Annotated in this window: 15 protein-coding genes; all 15 read left to right on the forward strand. The window is 49.5% G+C overall.

Translation table 11 applies throughout. The annotated features are described in order from the left end of the window. On the forward strand, positions 1-195 hold a 195-nt coding region (locus tag F461_RS19250), incomplete at its 5' end, for a hypothetical protein (RefSeq protein WP_034605911.1). Continuing rightward, positions 195-656, forward strand: coding sequence for a hypothetical protein (locus F461_RS0100280; protein ID WP_019999161.1), 462 nt, complete (start codon positions 195-197; stop codon positions 654-656). The genes F461_RS19250 and F461_RS0100280, both read left to right, overlap by 1 nt. Continuing rightward, on the forward strand, positions 657-914 hold the full coding sequence (locus F461_RS0100285; protein ID WP_019999162.1) for a hypothetical protein: 258 nt from the start codon (positions 657-659) through the stop codon (positions 912-914). A gap of 3 nt (positions 915-917) precedes the next feature. Beyond that, a complete protein-coding gene (locus F461_RS0100290; RefSeq protein WP_019999163.1) occupies positions 918-2,177 on the forward strand; it encodes a phage tail sheath family protein in 1,260 nt (419 codons plus the stop codon). Further along, a complete protein-coding gene (locus F461_RS0100295; protein ID WP_019999164.1) occupies positions 2,177-2,704 on the forward strand; it encodes a phage major tail tube protein in 528 nt (175 codons plus the stop codon). Before F461_RS0100290 ends, F461_RS0100295 begins: the two co-directional genes overlap by 1 nt. 35 nt (positions 2,705-2,739) lie before the next feature. After that, a complete protein-coding gene (locus tag F461_RS0100300) occupies positions 2,740-3,069 on the forward strand; it encodes a phage tail assembly protein (RefSeq protein WP_019999165.1) in 330 nt (109 codons plus the stop codon). Between the two features lie 67 nt (positions 3,070-3,136). Continuing rightward, entirely contained in the window at positions 3,137-5,554 is a 2,418-nt protein-coding gene (locus tag F461_RS0100305; protein ID WP_019999166.1) for a phage tail tape measure protein, read from the forward strand. Then, the gene (locus F461_RS16590; RefSeq protein WP_019999167.1) at positions 5,547-5,744 is read left to right on the forward strand and encodes a tail protein X; all 198 of its coding nucleotides are present in this window, start codon (positions 5,547-5,549) and stop codon (positions 5,742-5,744) included. Before F461_RS0100305 ends, F461_RS16590 begins: the two co-directional genes overlap by 8 nt. 2 nt (positions 5,745-5,746) lie before the next feature. Further along, positions 5,747-6,763, forward strand: a complete 1,017-nt coding sequence (locus tag F461_RS0100315; protein ID WP_019999168.1) for a phage late control D family protein — start codon at positions 5,747-5,749, stop codon at positions 6,761-6,763. After that, on the forward strand, positions 6,763-7,446 hold the full coding sequence (locus tag F461_RS16595; RefSeq protein ID WP_019999169.1) for a phage baseplate assembly protein V: 684 nt from the start codon (positions 6,763-6,765) through the stop codon (positions 7,444-7,446). Before F461_RS0100315 ends, F461_RS16595 begins: the two co-directional genes overlap by 1 nt. Continuing rightward, positions 7,439-8,317, forward strand: coding sequence for a phage tail protein (locus tag F461_RS0100325; RefSeq protein WP_019999170.1), 879 nt, complete (start codon positions 7,439-7,441; stop codon positions 8,315-8,317). Before F461_RS16595 ends, F461_RS0100325 begins: the two co-directional genes overlap by 8 nt. Then, positions 8,318-8,641, forward strand: coding sequence for a GPW/gp25 family protein (locus F461_RS0100330; RefSeq protein WP_019999171.1), 324 nt, complete (start codon positions 8,318-8,320; stop codon positions 8,639-8,641). Continuing rightward, positions 8,638-9,735, forward strand: coding sequence for a baseplate assembly protein (locus F461_RS16600; RefSeq protein ID WP_019999172.1), 1,098 nt, complete (start codon positions 8,638-8,640; stop codon positions 9,733-9,735). Before F461_RS0100330 ends, F461_RS16600 begins: the two co-directional genes overlap by 4 nt. Then, positions 9,735-10,379: a phage tail protein I gene (locus F461_RS0100340; protein ID WP_019999173.1), complete on the forward strand. Its 645-nt coding sequence runs from the start codon at positions 9,735-9,737 to the stop codon at positions 10,377-10,379. Before F461_RS16600 ends, F461_RS0100340 begins: the two co-directional genes overlap by 1 nt. A 12-nt stretch (positions 10,380-10,391) precedes the next feature. After that, a partial coding sequence (locus F461_RS0100345; RefSeq protein ID WP_026364535.1) for a phage tail protein occupies positions 10,392-11,464 on the forward strand: 1,073 nt, incomplete at its 3' end.

Genomic DNA, 11,464 nt, shown 5'->3' on the forward strand with positions numbered 1-11,464 from the left:
CGTAACCACGCAACGCTCATATTTAAACGTGACGGAAAAGAACGAAACCCTATTCATGCTTTGTATGGCCCGGGCTATCCCAATTTATTCAAAGATGACGACATTAGAGGGGATCTCCAACGCAAAGCTGAAGAGCGTTTTGAAAAGAACTTTTCCCACCATGCCCAAGCACTCATAAACGGGATTATCGGCTGATGTTTAAAGATTTACTCGACCACGTTGAACAGTTTGTTTCCGAAGCTGTGACAGACCTTGCAATGGAGCAAAAAGGTTCTGACACACTCGGCGCTGTGAAGGTTTTTAAAAGCGCTGTGCCGAAAGATCCTGACGCAGAAAAGACTTTCCCCTGCGTCGTGGTGCGGTGGATCAGCGGCGAAGATGATGAGGAAGGCTATTGCACAGAGCATGTTGATCTACTCTGTGGCGTGTATTCGCGCGAGGGTTTTGCTCATGCAGAAGACTGGATTGCAGTTGTAACCGGCAGGCTTCGCCGCAAGCTTTCCACCCTGAACCATTTAGGCAGCTGGGAACTTGTTCGGCCTGTGAAGTTTGCAAAGCCGGAACCGGAAGAACAGCACAAGCATATGCATATGGGTGTTGTTCGCACCACATGGCAGGGAAAATATTTATCAACTAACCACACAGGAGACTTGTAGATGGCTACAGAAAAACCAACCACCGCCACACAAGAGACGGTTATCTATTTAGGCGCTTCTCTTAACGGAGATCGCCACGTTGGACATGGCAGCGTTTTTATTGGTGGCAAGCTGCCTGACCATTTGGCGCAGGCCATAAAAGAAGATGCAAGCTTGGCAGCGCTTTTTGTGCCTCTTTCCAAAGCCGGTGCAGCAAAGCGTGATCTTGAAAACCCTAACAGTGCAATTGCCAAAGCTTTTGCCGCAACACAGGGGTAACGTATGTCCGGTTATTACCACAGAGTTCATACACGCGAAGTGCCTACCGCTATTGTGCCTCCGCGTCGCATCAGTGCCAGTATCCCTGTTGTTGTGGGTACTGCGCCAGTGCATTTGCTTCCGGAAGGACAGGATAAGCCTATTAATGAGCCTGTGCTTTGCTACACGTTTAAAGAATTTGTTGAACAGCTGGGCTTTACTGATGAAGCAGACGCTAACAGCATGTTTAAATATACGCTGTGTGAATTTGCTGATGTGTTCTTTGGCAAATGCAATGTCGCGCCGATTGTAGTTATCAACGTGTTTGATCCAGCTACCCATAAAACTGGTGAAGCTGCCGACGTTACCAAAGTTACTGCCGCAGATATTGTGGGCGGCTACGATGCAGACGCCGGCACGTATACCGGCTTAGAACTTGTTTCAAAAGTATTCCCCAAATTCCGAGTTGTACCAGGGCAAATTCTTGCACCAGGCTTTTCTCATGATCCTGCTGTTGGTGTAGTTATGGACACCAAGGCAAGTACCATTAACGGTATTTTCTCCTGCCTTGCTTTGACCGATATTCCCGACGCTACCTGCACCAAGTACACAGACGTACCAAGCTGGAAAGAAACCAACAACTACACAGGCAAGCACACTGTATGCTGTTGGCCTAAAGTTACACTAGGTAAACATGTGTACAACATGTCCACCTACCTTGCCGGACTCATTGCCCAGACCGATGCCGATTATGAAGGCATCCCATACGTTTCTCCATCCAACCGCCGCATGCCAATTAGCGGCGCTGTAGCAAACGGCAAACCAGTACATCTTGAATTGCCACAAGCTGAATATCTTAACGGGCAAGGCGTTGTTACAGCGCTCAACTTTGACGGTGGCTGGAAAGCATTCGGCAACCGTACTGCCTGCTACCCATCCAACACGGACCCGAAAGACGCATTTATTTCTGTGCGTCGCTTCTTCAGCTGGCACGCCAACACCTTTGTGCTCACATACTTTCAGAAACTGGATGGTCCCACCACACGCCGATTTATTGAAACCATCGTGGACAGTGAAAACATTCGCCTGAATGGATTCAAACAGATGGAAATTATCCTCGGTGGTGAGATCTTCTTCTATCAGGAAGAAAACCCAACCACTGATTTGATCGATGGCGTTGTACGCTTCCATACCAAGATGACACCGCCGGTTCCTGCGCGTGAGATCGTGAACATTCTGGAATTCGACGTAACCAACTTCCAGAACCTTTTCGGGAGTAACTAATGAGTAAGCAACCAGAAAAGATTATCTCGTTTGATGTGTACTCCGGTTCCGAACTCTTTATGGGCGTTGCAGATGCAGAGCTGCCTAGTATTGAGTTTATGTCTGAAACGCTTTCCGGTGCCGGTATCGCCGGTGAACTGGATTCGCCAACGATCGGACACACCAGCAACATGAGCGTGAAAATTAAGTTTCGCACTGCAACAAAGCATGCGTTGGAACTTAGTGCGCCGAAACGACATGAGCTTACCTTCCGCGCGTCTACTCAAGCACGCGCTCTCTCCAATGGTGCAGCGCTGACCACCTTCCCGCAAAAGGTAATGGTGGCAGGTACGCCAAAATCTGTAGGGCTTGGCAAATATGAGTCCGGAAAAATGCAGGACGTACCTGTGGAATTGGCCTGCGATTATCTGAAGATGTGGCTCGATAACAAGCCGGTTGTAGAGATCGACAAGTTTAACATGATCCACAAGGTAGGCGAAACAGACTACTTGCAGCAGGTTCGCAAAGATCTTGGCCGCGAAGGTTAATCTACCCCATCTTTTACCCTAGAGAGGAAACACTCATGTCTGAACCTACTGTAAATGAAATTACTTTGATTAAGCCCATCACCGTTGACGGTGAAACTATTTCCACCGTTTCTATGCGCGAGGCCATAGTTAGCGACCACCTTGAAGCTGCGGACATGGCAGGCCCCAATGCTAGCAATGCCCGTTATGAAGCGTGTTTGCTATCGCAGCTGACCGACATTCCCTTTGGCGTGTTCGTCAAAATGCCAGAAGCCAACTACTTCAAGCTAATGCAGGAATACCAAGATATGGGAAAGTCTCAATCAGCGCCGATGATCTCAGACGCGCCTGTCTCGTCTTCTGCAAACAATCCGGACAACGATTAGCAGACGTTTTGCAGATGCCGCTTGGTGAACTGGATAACTGGTTACGCGCATTACGAAAGAGGTAAACATGGCAATTAAACAAGTTGGTTTTGATTTTGTTATCGGCTCTTCGCTGAATAGCAACTTTACGGCGAATATGAACCGCACAGAACGCGGACTCAGCCGTATTGGTGAAGCTGTTACCAGCTTGAACAAAATGCCTGCGTTACGTCTGGGGAATGATCTTGCGCGCCAGAGTGGACGCATTAGCGAGTACCGTACTCAGCTACAAAAAGCACAAGCAGAACTTGTTCAGTTGAACTTGCAGGGTAAAGAAGCCGGAGAAATTTCCGGCTTGCTTGCCCGCAAGATTGAACGCACAGAAGCAACCATTGCCAAAGTAACAAATGCAATGGAGCGCGAAGGCCGTAGCTATGCCCGCAATGTTGTTAAAGCAAAACAGCATGCAGGCTCCATTGCTGCCATGCGCAAAGAATATGGCGGATTAAATACTGCACTGGCGCAGGCAAAACAAAGACAAGATGCCTACGCCGCAAGCATGGCAAAATCGCAAAAATATGCAGAGCAGCGCAAAAACCTTAAAGGGCAAATTGTCGGAACAGCTGCAATGGCCGGTGCAGCTGCGGCTCCCCTTGTTCTTGGTGAACAAGTAGCACAGGCAAAGTTCCGTTTAAGTACTGCCATCAACAGCGACAACAAAAACGCAGCAATGGTTGATGCGGGAAAGCAAGCGCGTGAATTATCTCGCGAAGGTTTAGCCTCTCTTACAGAAGCGTATGACATTCAATATGCTCTTAACTCTGCGGGACTTGATGCAGCTGCCGCCCGTGCCGGCTCTTCCATTGTTGCCAAAGTTTCCAAGGTAACAAACGGACAAGCTGAATCCGTAGGTGAAGTGCTTGCAACCACATACAACAACTTAGGCAGTTCTCTTGCCGGAACAAACGAAGAAAAGTTTGCCCGCATCGGTGATCTGCTTACAAAGACGCAGCTTAAATTTCAGATTAAAGACTTCGGGCAGCTTGGCGAGTCCATGAAAGAAGGTTCTGCCGGACTTGCGAACTACAATGTAAATCTTGAACAAGGCGTTACCTTACTGGGCGTACTTAACTCCGCAGGGCTTGGTGGCAGCAAAGCTGGTACGGGCATGAATGCAGTTCTGCGTCAGTTAGGAAAAGCGCAAAAAGAATGGAACATTGATTTAGTGCGCGGCGCTAACGGGCAGCTCGATATGGTTGCCACGTTGAAGCAGGTGAATGCTGCGCTCGACGGTATGGGGCAGGATGAACGTGCACAGGCCATTCAAAACGTATTCGGTGATGAAGGCTCAAAAGCTATTGTGCCGATGCTGAAAAATCTCGATTCGCTCTCTGCCACTGTCAAAGACGTTAGCGAAGGTGCCCGTGGCGTTGTTGATTCCAACATTGCCAACTACCTCAAAACCGCAACACCTAATGCCGCCAAGGTTACAAACAGCCTTACTGATCTTGCGGGCGTTATATCCTCTGCCGTTGCTCCAGAATTAAACATGATGCTTGATTCCTTTGCCAGTGGCGTAAACGTACTGGCTGATTTTGCACGCGAACACACAGGCGTAACTAAAACAGTTACCGGCCTTGTGGGTGGCCTTATTGCGCTAAAAACTGCTGCTCTTGGGCTTGGAATATTCCGCACCATTATGGGGCAAGGTTTCGAGTTTTTGAAACGAGGCAAGTTGCAGAAAGGATTTAGCGGCCCCGTTCCCGTTACGGTTACAAACTCCGGTTCGCTGGGTAATTCCGACTCCGGCGGGTTTGGTATGGACGGCGATAGTGACAAGAAAAAGTCCCGCAAACGTAGCGATAAAAGCCGCAGAAGCAAATTTTCACGCAGGCTTGGAAGATCCAAAGCCGGACGCATATTCGGCAAGCTTTCCAATGGGCGTATTGGCAACATATTTAGCAAATTAGCGAACAGTAAAGTCGGCAACATGATGGGCAATCTTGTGAACAGCAAGGCTGGAAAATTCCTCGGTAAAGGCTTTCGTCCTCTCAGTATGATTATGGGCGCAGGCTCTCTTGTTAATTCCCTTTCATCCGGTGAAAAAGTTGGTGAAACCGTTGGCAGTATGGCGGGCGGTACTGGCGGCAGCATGGCTGGTTCTGCCATTGGCGCTGCTATCGGGTCGTTTATTCTTCCCGGCATTGGTACAGCGATTGGTGGCATGCTTGGCGGTATGGGCGGCGGCATGCTGGGGGACTGGCTTGGCGGTGCAGCTGGTAAACAGTTTGATGGCATCGAGCAGGCCGCAGAGTCTGCGGATAAAGTTCTAGCACCTGCCAATGAAACTAAAGTGGAAATGTCCGTCACGTACAACATTCCCGCAGGATTAACCGAAGCAGAAAGAAACCGGTTTATGGCTCAAAAAGATAAAGAACTGGTCAACACTATGACCGACCAAGTTAACAAAATGCACCATGAACAACGGAGACGCGCCCTTGACTAGCTACATTGCCCAGACGGGTGAAACCTTCGACGCGATCGCCCGTAATTTATGGAACGATGAACGACTGTTCCAGCGGCTTGTTGATGCAAACCCGCAGTATCGAACTATTGTATTTTTTGCCGGTGGTGAAACGCTCAACGTGCCAAATCTGCCAGCAGCAACAACGACTATCAAAGCGCCCTGGGAATAACCATGCATACCAGAAACGCCTATTTCGACATAACCATACGCAGCAAGAATGTTTCTACACAGCTTGCGCCGTACATTACGTCCGTTACGTGGTCGGATGCTGCCAACTCTACCGAGGCGGACAGCTTGGACATTGAACTGGACAACCGAGACGGTCTTTTCTCCGGAGCATGGCAGCCCACTAAAGGCGATAAGCTGACGGCGAAACTCATTACTGAACACTGGCACAGTGAGCATGAACGGCTTGTAGTTAATTGTGGTGTATTTGAAATAGACGAAACAGCCTACAAATTCGGCGGCGATGGTGACTCCATCACGCTTAAAGCTATTTCCGCAATGGTTAAAGGCGCGATCCGCCGCGAGAAGAAAAGCCGCGCATGGGAGAACACCACCTTTTCTGCCATAGCAAACAAGATTGCTACCCAGCACGGTTTCGGCTGCGTGTTCACTGGTGATGATGTGCAGTTTACCCGCATTGAGCAAAAGTCTGAAAGCGACATTGCCTTTATTCGCCGCCTTGCCAAAGAACATGGCCACGCATTGAAGCTGGCAGACGGCAAAGTAATTTTGATGGACGAAGCCAAGCAAGACAAAAAACCAAGCGCGGGAACCATAAACAAAAACATGGTGCTCTCTGTTGAGATTACGGACAAAAGTACAGACATCTATTCAGCCTGCGAGATTCAATACCATGACGCTGCCACGAACGAGACGCGCAAATACGTATGTAAACCGGAAGGCGTTCCCACCTCTGGCCAGACTCTCAAAATCAAAACGCGAGTTGAATCACTGGACGCCGCCCGCAAAAAAGCAACCGCAGCTTTACGCAGGAAAAACAAGTTTGAAACAAGCGGCACCATCTCTTGTATGGGCAACCCGCATTTTATTGCAGGCTCTGTCTGCACGCTAGGTGGTTTCGGAGTTTTGAACGGCTTGTACGCTATTGAGAAATCCACGCATACAACGGGTGAAGGTGGCTATACCGTGTCTCTCTCTATCCGCAGGACGGTGAATTACTAATGCAAGACTACACCCACGACATTGGCGCACTGGCTGCGGTGCTTGGTAACTTATTTCAGATCGGCAAGGTGACGTCCGTTAGCGATGCAGCCGGAACCTGCCGCGTTGTGATGCCGGATGCAGACAATATGGAAAGTTTTGATCTGCGTGTGCTGCAAGCCAAGACGCACAAGGACAAGCAATACATTATGCCGGATGTAGGTGAAATGGTGCTGTGTGCCTTTCTTCCGTCCGGTAACGAGCAAGGCTTTGTGCTGGGTGCCTACTATTCTGAAACAGACCCCGTGCCTGTTACTACTCGCGACAAGTGGCATGCACGATTTAAAGACGGTGCAACCATTGAGTACGACCGAAATACGCACGTTCTTTCCGCAGTTATCCCCGGTGATGCCAACATAAAAACAACCGGCAACATTTCCGCAATAGCTGACGGAACGATTACCGGAACTTCTAAGAAGTCTATTACGCTCAATGCTCCGATTATTACGCTTAACGGCAAGACCTTTATCAACGGCGCACTCTCTCAAGGTGGCGGCTCCAATGGGGGCGATGCTTCATTTAAAGGAAAGCTGCACACCACAGACGATATTTCAACCGATGCTGATGTAGTGGCAAACGTGTCACTCAACGGCCACAAGCACACATGCCCGCATGGTGGCGATACAGGAGCACCGCATGACTAGCTTGCTGAAAACTATCAGTAACGAACTGTTTGCAAATGGGCGCGCCGCAGAAGGCATTCCTAAAGTTGCACGAGAGATTGCAGAACATGCAGGGACTACGCTTGAGCACGAAGGGCTTACACTTGTTACGCGCCAGATGGAACGCGAGCATTCTGCCCTTACGCGTGATCTTTACGAAGCAACAGGAAATGCTACAGCCGGCGGAACACCTGACCAAGTTGCCAACGGCTTTTTGCATGGACGGTTCGTAAAAATTCCCGTGGATGGCTGGAGCGTAGCAAACGACAATGGACTCCGTTCCAAGCTTGTAGATACCGCACTGGATGGCATGAAGGACAAGAAACCCGTGCCGCAGATTACTGAGAGTATGCAACAGGTACACACAGAAACCGTTGCTATGCCAGCGCCACAGGTTGCGCCTGTAACAACGCAGCCCGTGCCTACGTCGCAAAGCATGACAACTTCACAGGCCGTACCGCCGCAGAGTCCTATAGGATCTTTCGGGACAATCGCATTTCAGGTTTCACGCGAGAACACCATCACGCCGGAAAAGTTTAACGTGTCACGTCCTGCCCGTTTTGCAGAACACACCATTCTGCACGCTGCGCCCAAAGGCCAGCATCTTGGCATTGGCCTGCGTGACATTTCAATCACTATCAAGTTGATGCATCCATTCTGCAAAAAGCCAGCTGCACGCATAGCAGAGCTGGAAGCCATGCAGGAAAGCGAACAGGCGTACCCACTAGTATTAGGCGGACGCAACTACGGCAATTACGCCCTGTTAAATCTTGATGTGACCGTGAACAAGTTTGGATACGGCGGCGCGATTCAGTCCGCAGAAGTTCAACTGAAGCTGAAGGAATATTTTTAAATGTACACCGTAGATACCACCACCGAATGGCGCCAGCAGTATGGGGCAACGAGTATTACAGCAATCCTGCAAAATGTTCGGAACATACTTTCCACCACGCGCGGCACTGTACCGCTGGATAGAACCTTTGGTATTAGGCAAACGTTTTTAGATAAGCCGCAGGCAGAGGCTATGGCGCTGTTTTCGGGTGAAGTAATCGCAGAGGTTGAGAAGCAGGAACCACGTGTGCGTGTGCTGCGTGTTGAGTTTGCCCCTCGCACTAGTGAAGCGGCTGACGGGCGGCTGTACCCCGTTGTTACGCTTGAAATTAAGGAGGCAGCATGAGTCTTCCCGATCTTACATTTGTCGATAACGACCCTGCAAAGATTGAAGCGCGTATGATTGCAAACTTTGAAGCGATTACAGGTACAAAACTTTACCCGGGTGCGCCTGAACGTCTGTTGCTGGAAAGTACAGCAATGGAGTTCGCGCTGATCCGCAGTGAGTTTGACCATAGCGCAAAGCAGAATTTAGCCACCTATGCAGAAGATGAGCACCTTGACCATGTAAGCGCGTTTGTTTCTACCAAGCGCCTCGATGCGGCTTATGCTTCGGGTCCTTTTGAATTTACGGCAGAGGCAGAACACACAGGCATTGTTGTTCCCAAGGGTTCGCAGATTACACCGGATGGCAAGCTTATGTTTGCCACAACTGAAGATGCAGGACTTGTTGCTGGCAAAACAACAGTAACGGTAAAAGCTGTATGTGAAACAGCCGGCAGCATTGCCAACGGCTTTGCAGCTGGGCAGATCAATAAGCTTGTTAAGCCGATTGCGGGCATTGTTTCTGTACAGAACACCGCCACAAGCATGGGCGGTGCAAACGTGGAAAGTAACGACCACTTGCGAGAACGTGCCCTCAAAGCTCCGCGTGGGTTTAGTACAGCTGGCCCCGTTGGTGCGTATGGCTGGTGGGCCATGTCTGCACATCAGGAAATTGCACACGCCGTTTCAGTCTCTCCGCAGCCGTGTGAAATTGAAGTGTATGTACTTATGGAAAAAGGCCGCATTCCCACCACTGAAGAACTGGCACAGGTTGCCGCTGTTCTTTCTCCGGACAAAGTGCGCCCGCAAGGTGACAGAGTGCAGGTACTCGCGCCTGCACAGATTGAATATACGCTAAATATTACTTGGTACGCGCCATCTGTACCGAAGCAAGCAGCACTTGCCGCAGAAGTTGAACGCATTGTTGCAGAGTTCACCCAGTGGCAGCGCCTGCGCCTTGGACGTGACATTAACCCTTCTGAATTAATTCACCGTTTACGCAGTGCCGGCGTTCAGAATGTGAATGTAGCTTTGCCAGCGTATGCGGCTGTTGCATCCACGCAGGTAGCAGTCTGCACTGACACCACTATCAACTTTGGTGGAGTGCAAGCCTAATGACCACACTTACTGAACTTCATTTTGCAGATCTGCTTCCGGATTCCATTAAGGATGATGCAACCACCAAGGCGCTGGCAGAAGTTATTGATATAGAATTTTCGCTGCTGCTTGCCACCATGAATGTGCCGCAGTTTTTATTGCGTGTTGATGACATGGTGGAGCCGGAACTTTCCATACTAGCGCGTGAATTATGCGCGCCGTTCTGGGAGCCTTCTTTCAGTGTGGAACGCAAACGCGAAGTCATTAAAAAGTCCCTTATCTGGAACATGACACGCGGCACCAGCTGGTGTGTGCGTGATGCACTGGAAACGGTGTACGGCAACGCAACACTAGAGGAATGGCACGAAGACGGCGGCACACGCGGCACTTTTAAAGTGCGTGTGGATAATGATGATCCTGTAACAAAAGATTCATTCGGCAAACTCACACGCATCCTTACCGAAACTAAACGGCAGAGCCAGCACCTAGACGCGCTTGTCATCCCCCGTAGTGCAGAAAGCAGCCTTGTAGTTGGCGGTATGTGCGAGGTTGCACAGCCTATTATCGGCGTAATGCAGCATCATGCATCCGGTAGCGGACAATGCGGCAGTGTTGGTGTGGCGTTTTTTCTCCCAAGCATCTTGTGCAACTCTCAACTGTAAAAAGGAACACCCATGGCAACATTTATCAACGTCCGAACTACTGAGGTAGGACAGGCGTTACTTGCACAAGTTCATGCAGGTAGCGAAGAATTGACCATTACCGGCATTGCATTTGGCAGTGGCGCATGGACAGACGAAGAATACGCCGAAAGAAATTTAACAGCGCTCAACAACGAAGTAATGCGCGTTGCCCCAAGTGGCGGCAGACAGTCTGGCGGCGCAGCAGATATTACGTGCGTACTCACAAACGTAACACTTGATGAAGGCTTTGCCCTTACAGAGCTGGGTGTGGTTGCAGAAAAGAAAGACGGCTCTGAAGTACTTTACATGGCAGATTGCGTACCGCCTGTTAAATCTACATGGATCAGCGCTAACGATGAATACCGCATTGAAATTCCTGTTACGCTGCGCATTAAGTGTTCCAGTAATTCAACTGTAGAAATCCGTGTTGAAAGCACTGTGCCTGTAACAAATGAAGACTTGGAAAACCACAACACCTCGCCAAACGCGCATCACGATATTCGTGAGCTGTTGCGGACTCATACCCATTCGTGGAGTGTTATTACTGGCAAGCCTTCTGTTTTTCCACCAGCTGGGCATACGCATACCCCTAATCAGGTGGGTTTAAGCAATTTACCTAACGCGAAAAGTGACAGCGTAACATCCACCAGTAGCAACAGCCTTGCCACAAGTAAGGCTGTAAAAATTGCATACGATAAAGGGAAACAGGCTCTTGATCTTGCTGGCCAAAAGGCAGCATCTAACCACAACCATAATAGCGTATATGCCACTAAAACGCATACACACACGCCTGCACAGGTGGGGCTTGGCAACCTGCCTAACGCTAAAAGTAGTAGTGTTTCATCAACTAGTGAAAATGCTCTGTCTACTAGCAAAGCCACTAAGACTGCATACGATAAAGCAACGCAGGCATTAAATGCCGCAAATACCAAAGCTGCATCGAATCACAATCACGATTCACGTTATTACACAGAAAGCGAAGTCAGATCGCGTATTGCAGACTCTAAAATTCATGGTGGCATTGAATTATTTAGTGGTTCTGTAAACAGCTCCGGACGGCCTAT

The sequence above is a fragment of the Halodesulfovibrio aestuarii DSM 17919 = ATCC 29578 genome (assembly GCF_000384815.1).
GTDB lineage: Bacteria > Desulfobacterota > Desulfovibrionia > Desulfovibrionales > Desulfovibrionaceae > Halodesulfovibrio > Halodesulfovibrio aestuarii.

What these genes read in the sequence shown, in the direction of transcription:
- F461_RS16595 (WP_019999169.1), top strand. Translation starts at nt 6,763, where the DNA reads ATGCAAGACTACACCCACGACATTGGCGCACTGGCTGCGGTGCTTGGT.
- F461_RS0100340 (WP_019999173.1), top strand. Translation starts at nt 9,735, where the DNA reads ATGACCACACTTACTGAACTTCATTTTGCAGATCTGCTTCCGGATTCC.
- F461_RS0100315 (WP_019999168.1), top strand. Translation starts at nt 5,747, where the DNA reads ATGCATACCAGAAACGCCTATTTCGACATAACCATACGCAGCAAGAAT.
- F461_RS16600 (WP_019999172.1), top strand. Translation starts at nt 8,638, where the DNA reads ATGAGTCTTCCCGATCTTACATTTGTCGATAACGACCCTGCAAAGATT.
- F461_RS0100285 (WP_019999162.1), top strand. Translation starts at nt 657, where the DNA reads ATGGCTACAGAAAAACCAACCACCGCCACACAAGAGACGGTTATCTAT.
- F461_RS0100290 (WP_019999163.1), top strand. Translation starts at nt 918, where the DNA reads ATGTCCGGTTATTACCACAGAGTTCATACACGCGAAGTGCCTACCGCT.
- F461_RS0100325 (WP_019999170.1), top strand. Translation starts at nt 7,439, where the DNA reads ATGACTAGCTTGCTGAAAACTATCAGTAACGAACTGTTTGCAAATGGG.
- F461_RS0100280 (WP_019999161.1), top strand. Translation starts at nt 195, where the DNA reads ATGTTTAAAGATTTACTCGACCACGTTGAACAGTTTGTTTCCGAAGCT.
- F461_RS0100330 (WP_019999171.1), top strand. Translation starts at nt 8,318, where the DNA reads ATGTACACCGTAGATACCACCACCGAATGGCGCCAGCAGTATGGGGCA.
- F461_RS0100295 (WP_019999164.1), top strand. Translation starts at nt 2,177, where the DNA reads ATGAGTAAGCAACCAGAAAAGATTATCTCGTTTGATGTGTACTCCGGT.
- F461_RS0100305 (WP_019999166.1), top strand. Translation starts at nt 3,137, where the DNA reads ATGGCAATTAAACAAGTTGGTTTTGATTTTGTTATCGGCTCTTCGCTG.
- F461_RS0100300 (WP_019999165.1), top strand. Translation starts at nt 2,740, where the DNA reads ATGTCTGAACCTACTGTAAATGAAATTACTTTGATTAAGCCCATCACC.